This is a genomic window from Bordetella sp. (assembly GCF_057362025.1).
Genome location: NZ_JBMQQZ010000039.1, coordinates 14,721 through 33,620, shown reverse-complemented (window position 1 = coordinate 33,620; position 18,900 = coordinate 14,721). Strand labels below are relative to the sequence as shown.

At 67.7% G+C, this 18,900-nt stretch carries 20 protein-coding genes; 9 read left to right on the top strand and 11 right to left on the bottom strand.

The features are described 5' to 3' along the window. Positions 1-35: 35 nt before the first annotated feature. The 3 genes from ACO1P8_RS08885 to ACO1P8_RS08875 form a co-directional block, all read right to left on the bottom strand. Complete coding sequence (locus ACO1P8_RS08885) at positions 36-506, bottom strand: YaiI/YqxD family protein (protein ID WP_486295521.1); 471 nt, start codon at positions 504-506, stop codon at positions 36-38. 5 nt (positions 507-511) lie between these two features. Continuing rightward, positions 512-778, bottom strand: coding sequence for a hypothetical protein (locus ACO1P8_RS08880; protein WP_486295520.1), 267 nt, complete (start codon positions 776-778; stop codon positions 512-514). A 576-nt stretch (positions 779-1,354) separates the two neighbouring features. Further along, a complete protein-coding gene (locus ACO1P8_RS08875; protein ID WP_486295519.1) occupies positions 1,355-1,915 on the bottom strand; it encodes a LuxR C-terminal-related transcriptional regulator in 561 nt (186 codons plus the stop codon). A 134-nt stretch (positions 1,916-2,049) separates the two neighbouring features. Here ACO1P8_RS08875 and ACO1P8_RS08870 point away from each other — a divergent pair, with 134 nt between their 5' ends. The 9 genes from ACO1P8_RS08870 to ACO1P8_RS08830 all read left to right on the top strand — a co-directional run bounded on the left by ACO1P8_RS08870 (position 2,050) and on the right by ACO1P8_RS08830 (position 9,859). Beyond that, positions 2,050-2,487: a cupin domain-containing protein gene (locus ACO1P8_RS08870; RefSeq protein WP_486295518.1), complete on the top strand. Its 438-nt coding sequence runs from the start codon at positions 2,050-2,052 to the stop codon at positions 2,485-2,487. Between the two features lie 188 nt (positions 2,488-2,675). Next, complete coding sequence (locus ACO1P8_RS08865) at positions 2,676-3,578, top strand: SDR family NAD(P)-dependent oxidoreductase (protein WP_486295517.1); 903 nt, start codon at positions 2,676-2,678, stop codon at positions 3,576-3,578. Between the two features lie 19 nt (positions 3,579-3,597). Then, complete coding sequence (locus ACO1P8_RS08860; protein ID WP_486295516.1) at positions 3,598-4,014, top strand: Zn-ribbon domain-containing OB-fold protein; 417 nt, start codon at positions 3,598-3,600, stop codon at positions 4,012-4,014. After that, on the top strand, positions 4,011-5,180 hold the full coding sequence (locus tag ACO1P8_RS08855) for an acetyl-CoA acetyltransferase (protein WP_486295515.1): 1,170 nt from the start codon (positions 4,011-4,013) through the stop codon (positions 5,178-5,180). The genes ACO1P8_RS08860 and ACO1P8_RS08855 overlap by 4 nt, the downstream gene beginning before the upstream one ends. Positions 5,181-5,276: 96 nt before the next feature. Further along, positions 5,277-5,945 (top strand): 3-oxoacid CoA-transferase subunit A, encoded by a 669-nt coding sequence (locus ACO1P8_RS08850; protein WP_094843812.1) that lies wholly within the window; start codon positions 5,277-5,279, stop codon positions 5,943-5,945. Beyond that, a complete protein-coding gene (locus tag ACO1P8_RS08845) occupies positions 5,942-6,613 on the top strand; it encodes a 3-oxoacid CoA-transferase subunit B (protein WP_486295514.1) in 672 nt (223 codons plus the stop codon). The genes ACO1P8_RS08850 and ACO1P8_RS08845 overlap by 4 nt, the downstream gene beginning before the upstream one ends. A 97-nt stretch (positions 6,614-6,710) precedes the next feature. After that, on the top strand, positions 6,711-7,673 hold the full coding sequence (locus ACO1P8_RS08840; RefSeq protein ID WP_486295513.1) for a Bug family tripartite tricarboxylate transporter substrate binding protein: 963 nt from the start codon (positions 6,711-6,713) through the stop codon (positions 7,671-7,673). Positions 7,674-7,734: 61 nt separating this feature from the next. Continuing rightward, positions 7,735-9,081 (top strand): class-II fumarase/aspartase family protein, encoded by a 1,347-nt coding sequence (locus tag ACO1P8_RS08835; protein WP_486295512.1) that lies wholly within the window; start codon positions 7,735-7,737, stop codon positions 9,079-9,081. Positions 9,082-9,328: 247 nt separating this feature from the next. Beyond that, positions 9,329-9,859 carry a hemerythrin domain-containing protein gene (locus tag ACO1P8_RS08830; protein WP_486295546.1) on the top strand — a complete coding sequence of 177 codons (531 nt, stop codon included), beginning with the start codon at positions 9,329-9,331 and terminating at the stop codon, positions 9,857-9,859. Positions 9,860-9,960: 101 nt separating this feature from the next. On the opposite strand, the gene ACO1P8_RS08825 is transcribed toward ACO1P8_RS08830, so the two are convergent. The 8 genes from ACO1P8_RS08825 to ACO1P8_RS08790 form a co-directional block, all read right to left on the bottom strand. Beyond that, a complete protein-coding gene (locus ACO1P8_RS08825; protein WP_486295511.1) occupies positions 9,961-11,445 on the bottom strand; it encodes a mannose-1-phosphate guanylyltransferase/mannose-6-phosphate isomerase in 1,485 nt (494 codons plus the stop codon). Next, on the bottom strand, positions 11,430-13,601 hold the full coding sequence (gene scpA, locus ACO1P8_RS08820; RefSeq protein ID WP_486295510.1) for a methylmalonyl-CoA mutase: 2,172 nt from the start codon (positions 13,599-13,601) through the stop codon (positions 11,430-11,432). The genes ACO1P8_RS08825 and scpA overlap by 16 nt, the downstream gene beginning before the upstream one ends. A 73-nt stretch (positions 13,602-13,674) precedes the next feature. Beyond that, positions 13,675-14,550 (bottom strand): Pnap_2097 family protein, encoded by an 876-nt coding sequence (locus tag ACO1P8_RS08815; protein ID WP_486295509.1) that lies wholly within the window; start codon positions 14,548-14,550, stop codon positions 13,675-13,677. A gap of 13 nt (positions 14,551-14,563) precedes the next feature. Beyond that, complete coding sequence (locus ACO1P8_RS08810; protein WP_486295508.1) at positions 14,564-15,862, bottom strand: MSMEG_0569 family flavin-dependent oxidoreductase; 1,299 nt, start codon at positions 15,860-15,862, stop codon at positions 14,564-14,566. A gap of 24 nt (positions 15,863-15,886) precedes the next feature. After that, positions 15,887-16,177 carry an MSMEG_0570 family nitrogen starvation response protein gene (locus ACO1P8_RS08805; protein WP_486295507.1) on the bottom strand — a complete coding sequence of 97 codons (291 nt, stop codon included), beginning with the start codon at positions 16,175-16,177 and terminating at the stop codon, positions 15,887-15,889. 14 nt (positions 16,178-16,191) lie between these two features. After that, entirely contained in the window at positions 16,192-17,328 is a 1,137-nt protein-coding gene (locus tag ACO1P8_RS08800) for an MSMEG_0565 family glycosyltransferase (RefSeq protein WP_486295506.1), read from the bottom strand. Further along, positions 17,325-18,341 carry a sll0787 family AIR synthase-like protein gene (locus tag ACO1P8_RS08795; RefSeq protein WP_486295505.1) on the bottom strand — a complete coding sequence of 339 codons (1,017 nt, stop codon included), beginning with the start codon at positions 18,339-18,341 and terminating at the stop codon, positions 17,325-17,327. Before ACO1P8_RS08795 ends, ACO1P8_RS08800 begins: the two co-directional genes overlap by 4 nt. Continuing rightward, the gene (locus tag ACO1P8_RS08790) at positions 18,341-18,892 is read right to left on the bottom strand and encodes an MSMEG_0567/Sll0786 family nitrogen starvation N-acetyltransferase (protein ID WP_486295545.1); all 552 of its coding nucleotides are present in this window, start codon (positions 18,890-18,892) and stop codon (positions 18,341-18,343) included. The genes ACO1P8_RS08795 and ACO1P8_RS08790 overlap by 1 nt, the downstream gene beginning before the upstream one ends. Between the last annotated feature and the right edge of the window lie 8 nt (positions 18,893-18,900).

Sequence of the window (18,900 nt, the reverse complement as noted above, 5' to 3'; positions counted from 1 at the left end):
TATCGTCACGCCAGGGGGGCGTCGTCAACGATCCATTATGGCCGGGCCAGGCGGTCGGCGCGCAGCCGGGCCGCGATGAGGCTGTCCAGCGCATTGCCGAACGCGCGCCGGTCGGCCTGGCTGAACGCCGGCGGCCCGCCCGTGTCCACACCCGCGCTGCGCAGTTCCTCCATCATGTCGCGCATCGACAAGCGCTCGCGTATCGTATCCACGCTATAGCGTTCGCCGCGCGGGTTGAGCACCAGCGCGCCTTTTTCCAGCACTTGCGCCGCCAGGGGGATATCGCCGGTGATGACCAGGTCCCCCGCGCTGGCGTGCAGCACGATATAGTCGTCCGCCACGTCGAAGCCGCGCGGCACCTGGACGGCGTGCAGCCATGGCGACGGCGGCGTGCGCAGCATTTGGTTGGCCACCAGCGTCAGATGCCGCTGCGCGCGTTGCGCCGCACGGTACAGGATGTCCTTGATGACCGCGGGACAGGCGTCGGCATCGACCCAGATATGCATACGCGTCAGTCTTTCAGCGCTTCGGCCAGCAGCGTATTGATCAGATCGTTCGTGCTGATACCTTCGGCCTGCGCCCTGGCGCGCAGGGCCTCGGCCAGCGGCTGCCGCAGCTTGACCGGAAAGGGAACCAGGCCCGCCGCCTGGTCCAGCCGCCGCTGTTCGCGGCGATCCGGCACGGATTCGGTGCCCGCGTAGCGGCCCGGCGGGACAGCCGCGTTGAGCTTGCCCATCAGTTTCAGGGCTTTGTTTTTTTCGAGATCGGTTTTCTTCATCGGGGGTCCGGAAATGGCGGCTTGCCGGCGCATGGGCGCCGGCGCCTATGCTTGTACCACGTTCGCCGCCGCGTCGGACTTTGCCGGCATTTGGGCGCGGACAGGCCCGGGGAGGCATCGAGGAAGGAATGCATGGCGTCGGACGGCCACGGAGCAGGCCCGGTGGCCAGCCCTTGCGGCTGGGCACTTTTTTCAGCCCTTGCATCCTTTCGAGGCACCATGTCCAACATCACATCTTCGCCCCCGACCGCCCTCCTTCACACAGACGCCACGTTTGCCTCGTCGCACGTACCGCGGTCGCAGACCCGGTCATCCGTCCATTGCGACACCTGCGATACGGCCACGACGCCGGCGAACAGGAAGGTACTCGACATGGTCGCGCTGCTCGACGCCGCGGCGCGCGAGCCGGAAAGAACGCGGGATAGCGGCCCGGCATACTATTCCATCCGGCCGTCCCGGGAAGAAGCATCCGCGGGGTGGCCGGCGTAACAACCGTTCCTGCCGCCGCGAAGCGCGCCGGACGAGGCAGCAGCGGCGTATTGGCCGGCCCCGCGCACGCGGCTTCGGGGCCGGCGCCTATGCCGCGGAGAAACTCATCAGCTTGTGGATCAGGCCGGCCGAGGTCTTGGCCGCGAATTTCGTCATTAGCCGGGCGCGGTACATTTCGACGGTACGCGGACTCAGGTCCAGCTGCCTCGCGATGACCTTGCTGGTCTTGCCTTCAGCGATAAGGGCCGCGATTTCGCGCTCGCGCGCGGTCAGTCCCGACGCGACCGGCCGCTTGGCGCTCAGGTCTTCGAATACCCAGATGACGGCGGCGTGCGGGTTGCGCGACACCAGCGAGCGCCCATTCGTATGGCACCAGAAAAGCTCGCCTCCCTGGCGCTTCATGATGCGTTCATCGGAGTAGGCATCCGACTGGCCGAGCAGGCGCAGCAGGCGACGGCCCGTGCGCGTGAATTCCGCGACGCTGGGGTACAGAAACTCGAAGGAAATGCCGTTCAATGCACCCTCGCCATAACCAAACATTTTCTCGAGTGCTGGATTGGCGAACTGAATGACACGGTTGCGGGACACGCACATTCCCACCGGCGCGCGCATCAGGACTTCCTTGTAGTCTATGTCGGGCGGGCTCATCGTTCGATCTCCGGACCGGGAAGGGACATCATCCGCGCGCGCCAAAGTAGTTTTACGGTATTGCCGCTGGCCTGGCGGACTCCTACAGTCGATTCGGGCTGGACGCTCGAATCTTTCTTCTTGGAGACAGGGCCATGGACAACGACAAAGCGAACGCGGGTTCGGAAACTTTATTCTCACATGTACGGCCGGGCGATACGGAATTCCGGTCCGGAGGCTTGCGGGATTTCTTCGTATACCGGGACCTGGGCATCGCCAAGGCTACGCGTGGCAAGGTGATCGCCCAGCTCGTCAGGGCCAACGAGGCGCCGGAAGCCGGGACCGGCTGGCATATCCACGAGGCGCAGTTCCACATCGTCTATATGCTGAAGGGCTGGGCGCGCTTCATGTACGAGGAGCGCGAAACGCTGGTCAGCGCAGGCGATTGCGTGCACCAGCGCCCCGGGATCCGCCACTATCTGTTCGACTATTCCAGGGACATGGAATACCTGGAGATCGTGGGCCCGGCGGACTTCACCAGCATACCGGTCAGCGGGCCCTGTGCCGTCCCGGCGCCGAAGGCCTGGAGCTAGACGGCTCGACGCCCGATCAGCCACACATCGGCCACGTGCCGACCGCCCCGCCGCCCCGCGCGGGGGGGCGCCCCCCAGTTGACAGGGAATATGTACTGTACTTAATATTATGTACATACATATTAGAGATGAGCGGCCCGGGCGCAATCCCGACACGCCGCGCATCCCCTGAACGGCGGACGGGCGACATGGAAGACAAGGTAGTCATACTCACCGGTGCCGGCGGCGGCATCGGACGCGGCATCGCGCATGCGTTGGCACGGGCCGGCGCGCGCGTCGTGGTCAACGACGTCGGCGTCTCGCTGTCCGGCCAGGGCGGCGACAGCGGCGTGGCGCAGTCGCTGGCCGAGGAACTGCGGACCGGCGGCGGCACCGCGGTCGCCTGCGCCGAAAGCGTCGCGGACTGGAACAGCGCCCAGCGCATCGTCGCCTGCGCGCTCGATACCTATGGGCGCGTCGACGCGGTCATCAACAACGCCGGCAATCTGCGCGACCGCTTCTTCCACAACATGGACGAAGACGAGTGGCGTTCGGTCATCGACGTGCACCTGCATGGCACCTTCTTCGTCAGCCGCGCGGCCGCGCCGCACTTCCGCGCCCAGCATGCCGGTGCCTACGTGCACATGACCTCCACATCGGGGCTGATAGGGAACTTCGGCCAGGCGAATTATTCCGCGGCCAAACTGGGCATCGTCGCGCTATCGAAATCCATCGCGCTGGACATGCAAAAGTACGGCGTCCGCTCCAACTGCATCGCACCCTTCGCCTGGAGCCGCATGACGGACTCGATTCCGGCCGACACGCCGGAAGAAGCGGCGCGCGTCGAAAAGCTCAAGAAGATGGAAGCCGGCAAAATCGCGCCCATGGCGGTATTCCTGGCCAGCGACGCCGCCGGCGACGTCACCGGCCAGATATTCGGTGTGCGCGCCAATGAAATCCTGCTGTTCAGCCAGCCGCGTCCGGTGCGTTCCGTCCATATGAGCGAAGGCTGGACGCCGCAGGCCATCGCGCGGATCGCCATACCGGCCATGCGTTCCAGCTTCCATGCGCTGGAACGGTCGCCCGACGTGGTGAGCTGGGATCCCATCTGACTTTCGCGAGGTACCCCGTATGTCGAATGCATCCAGCGGACGCGGCGACGCGTCCCCGGGCCCGCTCGGCCCCGAACAGACCTATTTCCGCTATCTGGGCGATGGCGACTGGCGTATCCCGCACTGCCGGGGCTGCGGCAAGGCCGTGTTCTACCCTCGCGTCGCCTGCCCGGCCTGCGACGGGCAGGAATTCGATTGGCGCCAGCCCTCGGGCCTGGGCACGGTGTACTCCACCACGGTCATGCGCCGCCCCCCCCAGGCCGGTGGCGACCGCAACCTGTGCCTGGTCGATCTCGACGAGGGCGTACGCATGATGAGCCGCGTCGAGGACGTCGACCCGTCGGTCCCGCGCATCGGCGACAGGGTACGCGCGCAGGTACGCCGCGAGGGCGAGCAAAATCTGGTGGTCTTCACGCTGACGGAGCAGGCACGATGAACGCGAACGCATTGCGCGGCGCCGCCGCGGTGGTGGGCGTGGGACAGGCGGGCATGGGCTCCGCCGCCGGCTATACCGAAATGGAAATCCTGGCGCAGGCCGCGGCCCGCGCCGTCGCGGATGCCGGATTGCGGATGTCCGATATCGACGGGCTTTGTACCTGCAGCGCCTCCGCGACGATGTGGGCGATGCCGGTCGCCGAGTACCTGGGTATACGCCCCGCCTTCATCGACAGCACCATGCTGGGCGGATCCAGCTTCGTCGCGCACCTGCTGCCCGCCATCCAGGCGCTGGCGGCCGGCGTATGCAACGCCGTGCTGGTCTGCTACGGCAGCACGCAACGCTCGGGAACGGTCAACCGCGCCGCCGTCGGGAAGATGCGCCAGGTCCTCGATCCCCAGCCCTACGAGACGCCCTACGAACCGATGCAGCCGATCAGTGCCTACGCACTGGCCGCGGCTCGCCACATGGCGCAATACGGCACCACGCGCGAACAACTCGCCGAGGTCGCGGTGGCGGCGCGGGCCTGGGCGCGGCTCAATCCCGAAGCCTACTCGCGCGATCCGCTTTCCGTACGCGACGTACTGGATGCCCGCATGGTGTGCGACCCGTTGACCGTGCGCGATTGCTGCCTGCTCACCGACGGCGCCGGCGCCTTCGTGCTGGTACGCGCCGAACGCGCCCGCGATCTGCCGCATCCGCCGGCCTACGTCCTGGGCAACGCCACCGCGGTCTGGCACCGGCAGATCTCCAGCATGGAAGACCTGACGGTGACCGCCGCCGCGGAATCCGGCCCGCGCGCCTTGCGCATGGCCGGCATGTCCACCGCCGATGTGGACCTGCTCTGCCTGTACGACGCCTTCACCATCAACACCATCCTCTTCCTGGAGGACCTGGGGTTTTGCCCCAAGGGCGAAGGCGGACGCTTCGTCGCCGACGGCGCCATCGCGCCCGGCGGCAGGCTGCCGGTCAACACCAACGGCGGCGGCCTGTCGTTCGGCCATCCGGGCATGTACGGCGTGTTCCTGGTGATCGAGGCTGTGCGGCAGCTGCGAGGTCAGGCCGGCGAACGGCAACAGCGCTGCGATGTGGCCCTGGTCCACGGCAACGGCGCGACGCTGTCGAGCCAGTCCACGGCCATCCTCGGCAGCGCCGCGGCATTGTGAAGACGGGTTGCCGGCGCCCGTGGCGCATGGACCGTGGCGCGCGGCCACGCGGACAAACGGCACTCCGGCGCGTGTTTCATTTCTATGAGGGAACCCATGATTAACAAAATATCCCCCAGCCTGCGCGACGCGGTCTCCTGCATCGGCGACGGGGCATCGGTCATGGTGACCGGCTTCGGCGACTCCGGCCTGCCGCGCGAGCTGCTGCACGCGTTGATCGATCACGGTGCCACCGACCTGACCATCATCAGCAACAACGCCGGCACCGGGAGCACCGGACTGGCGGCGCTGCTGGCCGCCGGACGCGTGCGCAAGATGATCTGCACATACCCGAAATCGTCCGGCGCGGACGTGTTCGCGGCGCTGTACCGGGAAAAGAAGATCGAGCTCGAACTCGTCCCGCAGGGCACGCTGCTGGAGCGCATGCGCGCCGCCGGCGCGGGGCTGGGCCCCTTCTACACGCCGACCGGTTACGGCACGCCCATCGCCGAGGGCAAGCCGCAGTGCGTCTACCAGGGCAAGGGCTACGTCCTCGAAGAACCGCTGCCCGCGGACTTCGCCCTGGTCAAGGCCTACCAGGCCGACCGCTGGGGCAACCTGACCTACCGGCTTGCCGGTCGCGGCTTCGGGCCGGTGATGTGCATGGCGGCCGGTACGGCGATCGTGCAGGTCGACGACATCCTGCCCCTGGGGCTGATCCATCCCGAAACCATCGTCACGCCCGGCATCTTCGTCGGGCGCGTCGTGCGCAAGGACAGCAAATGACGAACACCCTGAAGAAGCTCAGCCGCGACCGCGTTGCACAGCAAGTGGCCGCGGAGATCCCCGCCGGCAGCTACGTCAACATCGGGTTGGGCATGCCCACGCTGGTCGCCAAGTACCTGGACCCCGACAAGGAAATCATCCTGCACAGCGAGAACGGCATCCTCGGCATCGAAGACGTCACGCCCGGCGACCCGGGAGACGAAGACCTGATCAATGCCAGCAAGGCACGGCTGCAACTGATCGCCGGGGCATCGATCTGCGACCAATCGCTGTCCTTCGCCATGATGCGCGGTGGTCATCTGGACGCCACCATCCTGGGCGCGTTCCAGGTTTCCTGCGACGGCGACATCGCCAGCTGGGCGACCGACGATACCGATGCCGTACCCGGCATCGGCGGCGCCATGGATCTGGTCGCCGGCGCTCGCAAAGTCATCGTCGTCATGGAACACACCACGCGCGATGGCCGCCCCAAGCTGTTGCGTTCCTGCACTTTTCCGCTGACCGGCAAGGGCGTCGTCGACGTCGTCTACACCGACATGGCCGTGATCGACGTCGATCCGGCGCGCGGATTCGTCGTGCGCGCCATGGCCGAAGGCTTGACGCGCGCGGCGCTGGAAGCGGCGACCGATGCGCCGCTGGACTATGCCGAAAACCTGGTTTTCCTTTGACGGCACGACAACGTACCGAAGCACCACCGCCACGACGAACGCACACGACAGCAACGACGCGACGGCGCGGCCAAGACACCACTACCGGAGACAAGCAATGAAACACGCAATCAAACACCTGGCCAGCGCAGCGGCGCTGGCCCTGGCCGCCGCGGCCCAGGCCGCCCCCTTCCCCGACCGCCCCGTGGAGATGATCATTCCGTATCCGCCCGGCGGCACCGCCGACGCGGTGGCGCGACCGCTCTCGGCCGCGCTGCAGGAAAAGCTGGGTGTGCCGATCGTGGTGTCGTACAAGCCCGGCGCCGGCGGCGTCATCGCCACGCAGTACGTCGCGCGGGCCAAGCCCGACGGCTATACCCTGGTGATGGTATTGGCCTCCCACGCCATCAATCCGAGCCTCTATCCGAACCTGCCCTACGACTCGGTGAAGGACTTCACGTCCATCGGTATGGTCGCCAAGCTGCCGCTGGTGCTCTATACCAGCCCCAAGTTCCCGGCCAAGACCATGCCGCAATTCCTGCAATACGCCAAGGAGCACCCGGGCCGCTTGTCGGTGGCGTCGGCAGGCAACGGCAATACCAGCCACCTGGCCACCGAACTGCTCGCGGCCACGGCGGGAGTCAAGCTGCTCCATGTTCCCTACAAGGGCGGTGGCCCGTCGGTCACGGCGGCGATGGGCGGCGAGGTCGACGCCGTCTTCGCCGGTCCGGACTCGCTGCACCTGGCGAAGGCCGGCCGGCTGAACACGGTCGCGGTTACCAGCCCGCAGCGGATCAGCCTGATGCCGGACGTGCCGACCGTGCAGGAAGCCGGATTGAAAGGTTACGAGGTGCAGGGCTGGTACGGTCTGCTGGCGCCCGCCGGCACACCCGACAGCGTCGTCGGGGTGCTGAACAAGGCCGTCACCCAGGCGGTAAACGATCCGAAGTTCGTCAAGACCGTGGAGGCATTGGGTTACATCCCGTCGCCGTCCACGCCGTCCGGTTTCATGGACTACATCCAGCAGGAAACGGCTCGCTGGGCCAAGGTCATCAAGGACGCCGACATCAAGCTCCAGTAGCCGCACCGCCCGGCGAGCGCACCGCCGGGCTTTCTTTTCAAAACCAGCGACACACCCTCATATGCCTATCTCCGTAATCGAATCCACCGTGTTCAAAGACATGTTCGGCACCGCCGCGATGCGCGCGGTATTCGACGACGCCGCCACGCTGCGCCGCTATGTCGAAACGGAAGTCGCCCTGGCACGCGTACAGGCCGGCCTGGGCATCATCCCGCAGGCCGCGGCCGACGCCATCGCGGCCCGTGCCGACGCCTCCCGGCTGGACATGGAGGTCCTCAAGCACGAGACCGAGATCGTCGGTTATCCCATCCTGCCGCTGGTCAACCAGCTGGCGCGCATGTGCGGCCCGGAAGGCGAGTACCTGCATTGGGGTGCGACCACGCAGGACATCATGGACACCGCCACCGTACTGCAGGTGCGCGAGGCACTGGACCTGATCGACTCCGACCTGGCCGAGCTGGACGGCATCCTCGATACGCTGGCCCAGCGCTATCGCGACACGCCGATGGCCGGGCGTACGCATCTGCAGCACGCCTTGCCCATCACCTTCGGCTACAAGGCGGCGGTCTGGCTGCTGATGATACGGCGCCACCGCGAACGGTTGTCGCAACTGCGTCCGCGCGCGCTGGTCGGCCAGTTCGGCGGCGCGGCCGGCACCCTGGCCTCGCTGGGGGAACAGGGCATCGCGGTGCACGAGGCGCTGATGCAAGCGCTCGGGCTGCATGCCGCGCCGGTAACCTGGCACGTGGCGCGCGACGGCCTGGCGGAGACCATCCAGTTCCTGGGGCTGGTGACGGGCTCGCTGGGCAAGATCGCCCTGGACGTCATGCTGATGATGACCAACGAGCTTGCCGAGGCCTTCGAGCCCTTCGTCAAAAGCCGCGGGGCGTCCAGCACCATGCCGCAAAAGCGCAATCCGATTTCCTGCGAGCTGATGCTCAGCGCATCCAAGGTGGTGCGGCAGCACGCCGGCCTGGCGCTGGACGCCATGGTGCAGGACTTCGAACGCGCCACCGGGCCGTGGCACATCGAATGGTCCGCCATTCCCGAATCCTTCGTGCTGACCGCCGGCGCACTGCGCCAGGCCAAGTTCATGCTGGGCGGCCTGGAAGTGGATACGCAGCGCATGCGCCGCAACCTGGACCTGACCGGCGGCCTGATCGTCGCCGAAGCGGTGATGATGGGACTCGCGCCCCATCTGGGCCGCCAGACGGCGCACGATGTGGTCTACGATGCCTGCCGGGTGGCGCTGGCCGGGCAGCAGCCCCTGGCGGAGGTACTGGCGCGCGAGGCGCGCGTCACCGCCCACCTGGACCGCGCCGCCATCGACAGGCTGTGCGATCCGGCCAATTACCTTGGGGCCGCGCCGGCGATGGTGGACCGGATGCGGGGAACCTCCGTCCGCTAGCGAAACAAGCCGACCTTCCCGGCACCGCCCGGCTTGCCGAAGGGCTGCCGCGGCGCGGCTTTGTTGTTCGCGAAGACCGATCGACGTGGGAATGGGGCTTGCGCCATGGACAGCCCGGCCGGATTGCGGCCGTCCTGCCCCTGGAGCCATCCCGATGAACGCGACCGACTTCCCCTCCGACTCCGCCGGCTTCCCCCAAGGCGGCGGCCAGCCCTTGTATCAGCGGCTGATCCCCCGCGCCACCAGCATGATCCGCCTGGATCACACCCATGTCCTGACCACCTTCCACCGCTACCGTGCCGGCATCCCGCCTTCGCGCAAGGCCGGCCTGGTCGGCGTGATCTGTACGGCGCTGGAAATCCACGCCACGCTGGAGGAAGAAATCTTCTATCCCGCGCTGCGCGCCGTTACGGATGACGAGGTGCTGCGCAAGAGCGTGCCCGAGCACATGGAAATGCGCCGCCTCATCGACGAGCTGCGCGCCATGGCGCCGACCGACCCGCGCTACGACGACACCGTGATGGCGCTGATGCGCGACGTCATTCACCATGTGGCGGATGAGGAGACCGTGCTGCTGCCCGCGGCCGAGCGCCTGTTTTCCGAGACGCGCCTGCAGGAACTCGGCGCCGAGATGACGCGGCGTCGCCTGCGGCTGGCCGGGCCCCGCGCGCCGCAGTTCGCCCGGGACATGGCGCGCGGCATGCCTGTGGCGACGTTCGCCATGGGCGCGCTGGCCGCGCTGGCTGTCGGCTGGGTGTTGCGTGCCGGGCGGCACTGAGCACCTATCCCGACACTCTCCAGCATCTGAAAAGCCGGGATAGAACCGAATCCGACGCTGGCGAGAACTCCCGGGCGGGCTTGAACTTCGGAGCATCCGGCTCAGGCGCGCCCGTACCTGTCGGCGACGCGTTCGATGTCGCGCTCGTCGCAGTTGCCGCCCAGTTGGGTTTCCAGGACTTCCAGGCAAGCGCTGCCGGCGTTCGCCAGCCGGTGCAAGACACCCTCCGGGATGGAGACCGATCCCCCGGCCGCCAGCGTGAAAATACGGCCGTCCAGTGTCACCCGCGCCTGTCCGCGCAGCACCATCCAGTGTTCGCTGCGATGCCGGTGGCGCTGCAACGAGAGGCTGTGCCCCGGCTCCACCAACAGACGCTTGACCCGGTAACCGGTACCTTCCGAGAGCACCTCGTAACGGCCCCATGGACGCACGGCGCCGCCCTCTGTGTCCCCGGTGCGCTCAGGCACCGTTTCGCTCTGCGCGAACTGGCCCAGTTCCTGCGCGCGGCCGCGCTCGGCCACCAGAACCGCCTGAGCGGTCTCGACCACGACGATATCCTTGAGCCCCAGGCAAACAACCTGACGGGCATGAGCGTATACGAGGCTGTCCTCGACGTCCCGCAACGCCACCTCGCCCCGGCTTGCATTACCGCGCCCATCGTGGCCGGCAATACGCCACAAGGCGTCCCAGGACCCCAGGTCCGACCATGCCGATCGCAAGGGAACGACGACAGGAAGGTGCGGCATCCGTGCCGGCAGGCGTTCCATCACGCCGTGGTCGATGGAACGGGTCGGACTGGCGCCGAAGGCCCGTGCATCGAGCGCGTGGCGGACCGACTCCTTCGGCAAAGGCGGCAACGCCGCCTCGCAGGCGGCCAGGATGGCGGGCTCATATCGCCCCACCAACGACAGCCACAGCGAAGCCCGCAGGATCAGGATACCGGTGTTCCAAACATGGCGGCCATCTTCGACATAGCCCGCCGCCGTCGCCCCGTCCGGCTTCTCGCGGAATGCGCGCATGACGCGCGCGCCTTGTTCGTCCGCGGATTCGCCTATCTCGATATAGCCGTACCCGGTCTCCGGATGCCGCGGATGGACGCCCAGGGACACCGCCCTGCCCGCCGATGCCAGCCGGCATGACTGGGCGATGCTGGCCTGCAGCGCCGGTTCATCGTCGATGTGATGATCGGCGGGCGAGACGATCATAATGGGATCGCCGTACCGTCGAGCGGCCCACAGGGCCGCGGCGGTGAGTGCCGGCGCCGTATTGCGGCGTACCGGTTCGAGCAGCAGTTCCCACTGGCCGGGCGCCGCCTCCTCCAACTGCTCCGAGGTAAGCTGCGCATGCGCCGCACCGCATACCACGAGCATCGGCGTGTCGTGTCCCGGCAGCGAGGCACAGCGCCGAAGCCGCGCGACGGTACGTTGCAGCAGGGACGGGCTGGCCAGGGCGCGCGCCAACTGCTTGGGTTCCTCGCCGTTCGAAAGCGGCCACAGCCGGCTACCGATGCCGCCGGCCAGCACCACCGCGACGCGCGCATCGGCGCCGACGGGCGGCATCCTGGCTTCCATCAGCGCCCGCACCATTGCTGCTCCCACGCCGCGCCGGCCGCATCCGCCAACGAAATGGCCCTGTCGACGCCGTCCCAGGTGTCCGCGCGCTTCCCACGCGCACGGGCCGCCTCGATAACGCGGGCCACGCCGTGGACCACGGTGTCCATCGGCGTGCCGGGAGTAAACATCGCCGCCACTCCGGCCTCGACCAGGGCTGCGCGATCCGCATCCGGCACGACACCGCCCAGGATCAACGGCACATGATCCATCGCCCGCTCGCGCAGGCACTGCGCCAGACGCGGCACCAGTTCCAGATGCGCGCCGGCCAGGCTGGACACGCCCACCGCCTCCACGCCCAGACGCGCGGCCTCGCCCGCGGCCGATTCCGGCGTGTCGAAGAGCCCGCCCAAATGGACCTGAAAGCCGGCATCGGCCAACGCCGCCGCGACCGCCTTCGCGCCGCGATCGTGACCGTCCTGTCCAAGCTTGACGATCAGCACGGAAGGTCCGCGCCCGTCGCGTTGGCGCATGGCGTCGACCGTCCTGCACGCGGCGGACCATGCCGGGTCATCGGGCGGTCGGGCGCCCGAATACGCGCCCACGGAAAACTCCGGGCGCGCCCGGTAACGCGGCCAGACACGCTCCAGGGCCGCCGTGCATTCGCCGACAGTGGCGCGGACTTCCAATGCCGAGATCGTGGCTTCCAGCAGGTTACCGTTTCCACGTTCCGCGAGACCGGCCAGGCGATCCAGCGCCGCCTCCACCTTGCCGCCATCGCGCCGCGCACGCAGCGCCGCCAGGCGCGCGGCCTGCTCGGCCCGGATCTGCCGGCCGTCGATGCGCCGCATCTCCACCGGCTGCGCATCGCCGCGCAGCCCCGGTAACGCTTGCGCGGCGTCATCCTGGAATGCATTGACGCCGACGATCCTGCGCTCGCCGGAATCGATCGCCGCCTGCGTCCGACTGGCGGCGATATGGATGCGCCGGGTAAGCCACCCGGATTCCAATGCGGCGAGGACGCCGCCCGCGGCATCGATCTCCTCCATCAGCACCCGGACTGTCCGCACGGTGTCGGCAGTCAGCCGCTCCATCACGTAGGATCCCGCCCAAGGATCGATCACCCCGCACAGGCCCGCCTCGTGTTGCAGGATCAACTGCGTGTTGCGTGCCAGCCGCGCCGCGGCGTCGGAGGGCAACGCCCATGCTTCATCGCAGGCATTGGTATGCAGGGACTGGGTACCGCCGAACACGGCAGCCATGGCCTCCAGCGTGGTACGCGCCGCATTGTTCAAAGGATCGGCGGCGGTCAGGGACCAGCCCGACGTCTGGCAGTGCATCCGCATGGCTTGCGACCGCGGGGTATCGCCGCCGTGGGCCCGCACGATATCCGACCACAGGATGCGGGCCGCGCGCAGCTTGGCGATTTCCCCGAAGAAATCCATGCCGACACCGAAGAAAAAGCTCAGATTCCTGCAAAAATCGTCCGCCTCCATGCCCCGTTCCGCCAGCATGCGCAGGTAGGCGCGGGCGTTGGCCAGGGTCAGCGCCAACTCCAGGGGACCGTCGGCGCCGGCTTCCTGGAAGTGGTAGCCGGAGATCGACATCGCATTGAAGCGCGGCATATGGCGCGCCACATACTCGACGACATCGCCGGCGATACGCATCGATGGCCCGGGCGCGTGGATATAGGTGTTGCGCACCATGAACTCTTTCAGGATGTCGTTCTGGATGGTGCCCGCAAGCCGCTCTTGCGGAATGCCGCGCTCGCGCGCGGCCAGGATGAAACTGCCCAGCACGGGCAGGACCGCGCCGCTCATGGTCATCGATACCGATACGCGGTCCAGCGCGATACCGTCGAAGAGGCGTTCCATATCCTCGACGCTGTCGATCGCGACACCGGCCACGCCCACGTCCGCGACCGCCATCGGATGGTCGGAATCGTATCCCCGGTGGGTGGGCAGGTCGAAGGCAACGGACAGCGCCTGCGCGCCGCCGCTCAGCAGCGCGTGGAAGAAGGCGTTCGATTCCCGCGCCCCGGCGAAGCCGGCGTACTGGCGTATCGTCCAAGGCCGCTCCGTGTACATGGTTTCATAGGGCCCGCGCACGAAAGGATAGGCGCCTGGCCGCGTATCCAGATGATCGATGTCCCGCAGGTCCTGCGGCGTGTACAGGTCTTTGCGAGGCGGCATTGCCGTGGTACCTGGATATGGGTTGGGCATGGAATGGTTCTTCGGAATTGGGAGCCTTCGCGCGGCGGGCTGCCTAGTCGCTGTCCAGGGGCACCGCGGGCCGCTTGCGCGTGAAGACCTCGGCTATCCAGGCGTCGTCGGTCGCTCGAAAGACGCCGCAGCGGTGCGCCAGCACACCGTCCGGTTCGCGCTGCCACGCCAGGCAGCGCACCGTCACGTCTTCGCCCAGGTTCACATTGCCGTAGTAATGCACGTCGCGCGACATGACCGCCAGCAATGGGAAGGGACGGAAGAACTGCCATTCCGCCCGGTCGACCAGGGCCGCGAATGTGGCGAAATACAAAAAGCTGGCACCATTGAAATCGGTGTCCGGACAGGGCGAATACCGCCACTCCAAGGGGATGCCGGCGGGGCCGGCCGCCACGGCGCAGGCGCTGCGATCGTCCCGCGCGATGCGCCGGCGCACGCGAGCCGCATCCGCATAGTCTTGCGCCTCGTCCGGACCGGGACTGTGAGCGCGCGGCCGCCACGATTCGACCGCCGTCAGCGCCGCGCGCGCCACCGACCGGTTATCGCCCCGCGCCTGTCGATAGACAAACGCCGACAGCATCTCCACGCGCGCCAGCCGGCCGCTCGGGCCGCGCGCGAGATGGCGGCTGAAGAACTGGGCATGGCCGGCCGGCGCCAGGCCGCTATCGATGTGAAACGCATCATTGACCGCGATGCGATCCAGGGCGCCCTCCGATACGCGCACGCGTGTAAAGGCGGCATAGGCGCGCTTGCCGGAAGCGTCGCGGAAGTCCGGCAACGGCAGCCCATGGGCTTGCGCCAGACGTTCCCAATGCACGTCACCGCATTCTTTCAGCAACCAGTTCTCGGACAGGCCGGAATATGCCAGTTGCGGCATGCCGGCGGTATAGCAGCGGGAAAGCGAGGTATCCATCGTCATGCTCGCGAAGCGCCTATGCGGCCATCGCCCCGGGGGATTGCCGGCCGTCGGTCTGGGCGTGCTGCCGGGACAGATGCCCGGCCAGGTATTCCGCATCGCGGGCGATGCCGGAAAAGCGCCCGGATCCCCAGGTGTGCAACCACGGCAGTCCCAGGAAATACAAGCCTTTCTGTCCCGTCACGCCGCGCGCATGCACCGGCTGGCCGCGGCCGTTGAAGACGGGCGCGTCGACCCAGGCAAAGTCGGGCCGGAAGCCGATGCACCAGATGATGGATCCGATCCCGGCCGCATGCAGATCCAGTTCGGTGCGTTCGCCCGCCGGCCGCCACACCGGTTCATAGACGGATGGCGGTGGCACCCCGGGAACGCCGCGCGCCGCGATGTGCTTATCGATGGAGGCATTGATGCCGTTGTAAACCTGGTCGGCCCGGTCGAGATTGTCCGCCAGGGTCGGCGCGAATCGCACGACACCGGCATCCGCGTCCGTGAGCGGGCCATAGAGCTGCATGCCTTCCAGCGCGAACCTGCGCAGATCGATGTCGCGTCCACCATCGCGGCCGGTAACGTAGTGATTGGTATTGTCCCGTACGCCTTCCCGCAAGGGGTGCTTCTCCACCGGCATGTCGTAGTACTGCATGTCCGCCAGCCAATCCACCACGTCGCGCCCGCGATAGAAGCGCGCGCAGCGGGGCGCGTCGCCGGTCGCCAAATGCACCTGGCGTCCCGCCAGATGCAGGTCCTCGGCGATCTGGGCGCCCGACTGGCCGGACCCCACGACCAGGACCCCTCCCGGGGGCAACTGCCGCGGGTTGCGATACGCATTCGAATGGATCTGCACGATGGCCCTATCGATCCGTTCCGCGGCGCGCGGCACGATAGGCGTGTGGTAACCGCCGGAAGCCACCACGACCTGCCCGGCCGTGCATTCGCCCGCGCTGGTACGCAGCTCGAAGCCGCTTTCGCCCGACGGGCGCGCCAGCATGACTTCCACCCCCTCTCGGGCGGGCGCGGCTACCTTGGCGACGAAGCCGGCCAGATAGTCGTTGATCGCATCACGCGTCATGAAACCATGGGGGTCGTCGCCATCGTAAGCATGCCCGGGCAGCGCGCACTGCCAGTTCGGCGTGACCAGGCTGAACGCGTCCCAGCGCTGGGTGCGCCAGGTATGCGTCAGGCGGTGCTTCTCCAGGACGACGTGCGGGATGCCCTGGCGCGTCAGGTAATAGCTTAGGGAAAGCCCGGCCTGCCCGCCGCCGACAATGGCGACGGGATAGTGGGCGTCGAGCGGATCGGAGCTGCTGGAATTCGACATGATGGCTGCCTGTGGGAAGAAGGGTCAGGGGGCGTCAGAGAAGGACACCACGGTCACACGGCCGGGTTCGTTCGTATGAAGCGCGCCGCGCGCTTCCAGGATCTCCAGCTGGTCCGCCGCGCGCGAACAGGCGAAGCCGAACTTCAGCCGGACACGTTCGCTGGCGATCTCCAGCGCGATGCGGGCGCGCGACATGAAGTCGTCGACCTCGTATGCGGTCCCGGGAACGAAGTAGTCCTTGATGACCAGGGAAGGCGAATAGCACTCGGTTTCGCTGCCGTCGGGCCAACGGACGAGAAAATGCATGGCGGGCATGGTGCGTCTCCGGTTCACGCCGCGACGCAATGCGCGGCTTCGTAGAGTTCGGCATGCCGCGACGCGCTGGCCTGCCATGAATGGCGCGCCAGCAGGGCCGCCGCATCGGGGATGTCGTCCAACGCGTCGCGCATGGCGCGCGCGATGGAATCGACGGATTCGGGATCGGCGAAACGACAATCTGCGGGTGTCAGGTATTCCGTGAACGGCCGGCGGTTCGACACCACCGCCGGCGTACCGCATGCAAGCGCCTCCAGCACGGCCAGGCCGAAGCCTTCGCGCAATGACGGCATGACCAGGACATCGGCCAGCCGATAGAGCGCCGGCATGTGGGGATCGGGCACGGCACCCGTCAGCACGACCGGTGCCGTCAGGCCATGCCTCGCCACACCGGACAGCACGCGGCGGAACTCGTCCGCATAGCGGTCGTGGTCGAGAAGGCTGGCGCCGCCCGCCACCACCAGTTGCGCGTCTGCATGCGTGCGGCGGACCTCTATGAAGGCTTGCAGGATGGCCAGCGTATTCTTGCGCGCCTCCACCCCGCCCACGGCCAGGAATACCGGGCCATCCGCCCGGATGCCATGGCGCTTGGCCACCGACGTGTCGCCGGCGTCGCTGCGCGCATGGAAACGCCGCAGATCCACGCCGTTGGCGACGCGCCGCGCTTCGATCCCATGGTGCCTGGCAAGGTACTCCACCCAGGTATCGCTGACACAGTAAACATGCGCGGCGCGCTCGAAAGCACGAGCCTGCCAGGCCGTCAGGCAAGGATCGTCGAACGCGTCCAGGTGATGCACCGTGCGTGCGTAGCGCGGGACGATGCCGAGGTCCGCCAGATCCGCCAGCGCATTGCCGCTGATGCTGTCCTGGGCATGCAGGATGTCGTAGCCCTGCCCCGGCAAGTGATGACGCAGGTGGGCCACGTAGGCATCGATGCGTGCCCGGACCATGGCGCGCATGCCGGGACCGTGCGGCGCCAACGCCGCCAACGACGTCCGTGACCGGGGCCGACGAAAGAACGCCTGCCCGGGCGTTGCGGGCGCGAACACCGTAACGTCATGCCCCAGGTCCGTCAGGCCGTCGGCCAGTTCCAGGGTATGCACCACGCCGCCTCGCGGATTGACCGAATGGGTCAGCAAGCCGATCTTCATGATTGCCCCTCGGCGGGCGCCACGGGCGCGGGCATATCGCCATCCAGGATGAATCCCTCGCGGTCCAGATTCCAGAACGGCATGCTGTCGCGGCCCATCGTCAATACCACCGACCGGTCCTGCGTCACCTGCCCGCACGTCCGCGCCTCGATGCCGCGGCTGGCGAAGCGCGCGAGGACCGCCTGCGCATTGCGGGGCCGTACGCTCAGGACGAAGCCATAACTGGGAAAGGACACCAGCCAGCGCGACAATGGCGTGTCCGGCGGCCGGGGAAGCGAGTCGAGGTCGATACGGGCGCCGCAACCCGAGCATTCCAGCAGCATCAGCGCGGTGCCCACCGGGCCTGCCATGCTGATGTCCTTGCCCGCGTCGCACAGGCCGTCTTCGGCCAATAGGGGAAGCAGCTCCAGGTCCGCGCGCAAGCGTTCGCCCGGCGCGTCCGTCGACGCATTCCAATACGGAAAGGGCTCCTGGTACGCACCGCGCAAGTCCGTCGCGACCACCAGCACATCGCCGGGCCGTGCCGCGAAACTGCTGATCAGGCGGCGCGCGCGGCCCAGGATGGCCACGGCCAACTGGCCCCGCGCGCTGCGATAGTTGCTGTGGCCGCCCACGATGGGTACGCCGTAGGCACGCGATGCCGCCACCATGCCTTCCAGCACCGCGTCGCCCGGGGTGGCGCCAGCACTCCACAGCGCGTCGACGACCGCGATCGGCCTGCCGCCCATGGCATAGATGTCGCTGACATTGACCATCACGCCGCAGTAACCCGCGAACCAGGGCATGGCTTCGATGAAGTCTTCGACGAAGCCCTCGATGGCGAACAGCAAATGGCCATCTCCGTCCGGCAAGGCCGCGCAATCGTCGCCCAGGGCGGTGGCCTGGCCGGCACGCCCCCACCCGTCGGGCAGATGCCGCGACAAGGCGCGGGACACCGCCGCGATGTCTCGCTTGTGGGCAAATCCCCGGCTGCCGCGCAGCTGCGCGGCCAGGTCAGCGAGCGTTTCGGACATCAGTGCCTCCCTCGGACGACAAAGCCTGCGCTCATGTCGTGGAACGGCGGATACGCATCCAGGTCGGCGCGCATCAGCGTATGCGGGCGTCCTCGCAACGCCACATCCTCCAGCGCGCGCCAATGCAGGCGCCGGAACAGGGGCACGTTCTGGCGCTGCACATGCGCCAGGAACGTGTGACAGCCGATCGCGCTGGCGCTGCACACCGCCAGGCGGATCAGCGCGGCGCCCAGGCTGCCATGACGGCGGAAGTCGCCGCGCACCGCAAGGCGCGATCCCCACCACCGCCCCCTATCGTCGAGGTGGATGCGTACCGTGCCGGCCACTTCTTCGGGCATGCCCCCCACGCAGGCCAGGGCCACCAACAGATGCGCGTGGCCATCTATGGCGTCGCGGTCATCGCCGTCGAAGATGCCTTGCTCCTCGCAGAACACATCGCGGCGCAACTGGAAGGCGCCGGCGCGCTCCCAGGCCTGGGTTGCGTGCTTGATCCGGAACTCCACCGGCCGGAAATCGCAGGGCAGGTCGCTGACCGTGCTCGCGAATGCCATCGGCGCGG

Excerpts from the sequence above, each read along its gene's own strand:
- ACO1P8_RS08855 (WP_486295515.1), top strand. The coding sequence starts at position 4,011 with ATGAACGCGAACGCATTGCGCGGCGCCGCCGCGGTGGTGGGCGTGGGA.
- ACO1P8_RS08885 (WP_486295521.1), bottom strand. The coding sequence starts at position 506 with ATGCATATCTGGGTCGATGCCGACGCCTGTCCCGCGGTCATCAAGGAC.
- ACO1P8_RS08815 (WP_486295509.1), bottom strand. The coding sequence starts at position 14,550 with ATGACGATGGATACCTCGCTTTCCCGCTGCTATACCGCCGGCATGCCG.
- ACO1P8_RS08790 (WP_486295545.1), bottom strand. The coding sequence starts at position 18,892 with ATGGCATTCGCGAGCACGGTCAGCGACCTGCCCTGCGATTTCCGGCCG.
- ACO1P8_RS08880 (WP_486295520.1), bottom strand. The coding sequence starts at position 778 with ATGAAGAAAACCGATCTCGAAAAAAACAAAGCCCTGAAACTGATGGGC.
- ACO1P8_RS08825 (WP_486295511.1), bottom strand. The coding sequence starts at position 11,445 with ATGGTGCGGGCGCTGATGGAAGCCAGGATGCCGCCCGTCGGCGCCGAT.
- ACO1P8_RS08875 (WP_486295519.1), bottom strand. The coding sequence starts at position 1,915 with ATGAGCCCGCCCGACATAGACTACAAGGAAGTCCTGATGCGCGCGCCG.
- ACO1P8_RS08840 (WP_486295513.1), top strand. The coding sequence starts at position 6,711 with ATGAAACACGCAATCAAACACCTGGCCAGCGCAGCGGCGCTGGCCCTG.
- ACO1P8_RS08850 (WP_094843812.1), top strand. The coding sequence starts at position 5,277 with ATGATTAACAAAATATCCCCCAGCCTGCGCGACGCGGTCTCCTGCATC.
- ACO1P8_RS08800 (WP_486295506.1), bottom strand. The coding sequence starts at position 17,328 with ATGAAGATCGGCTTGCTGACCCATTCGGTCAATCCGCGAGGCGGCGTG.
- ACO1P8_RS08865 (WP_486295517.1), top strand. The coding sequence starts at position 2,676 with ATGGAAGACAAGGTAGTCATACTCACCGGTGCCGGCGGCGGCATCGGA.
- ACO1P8_RS08835 (WP_486295512.1), top strand. The coding sequence starts at position 7,735 with ATGCCTATCTCCGTAATCGAATCCACCGTGTTCAAAGACATGTTCGGC.
- ACO1P8_RS08805 (WP_486295507.1), bottom strand. The coding sequence starts at position 16,177 with ATGCCCGCCATGCATTTTCTCGTCCGTTGGCCCGACGGCAGCGAAACC.
- ACO1P8_RS08810 (WP_486295508.1), bottom strand. The coding sequence starts at position 15,862 with ATGTCGAATTCCAGCAGCTCCGATCCGCTCGACGCCCACTATCCCGTC.
- ACO1P8_RS08845 (WP_486295514.1), top strand. The coding sequence starts at position 5,942 with ATGACGAACACCCTGAAGAAGCTCAGCCGCGACCGCGTTGCACAGCAA.
- ACO1P8_RS08870 (WP_486295518.1), top strand. The coding sequence starts at position 2,050 with ATGGACAACGACAAAGCGAACGCGGGTTCGGAAACTTTATTCTCACAT.
- ACO1P8_RS08830 (WP_486295546.1), top strand. The coding sequence starts at position 9,329 with ATGATCCGCCTGGATCACACCCATGTCCTGACCACCTTCCACCGCTAC.
- ACO1P8_RS08860 (WP_486295516.1), top strand. The coding sequence starts at position 3,598 with ATGTCGAATGCATCCAGCGGACGCGGCGACGCGTCCCCGGGCCCGCTC.
- ACO1P8_RS08795 (WP_486295505.1), bottom strand. The coding sequence starts at position 18,341 with ATGTCCGAAACGCTCGCTGACCTGGCCGCGCAGCTGCGCGGCAGCCGG.
- scpA (WP_486295510.1), bottom strand. The coding sequence starts at position 13,601 with ATGCCGCCTCGCAAAGACCTGTACACGCCGCAGGACCTGCGGGACATC.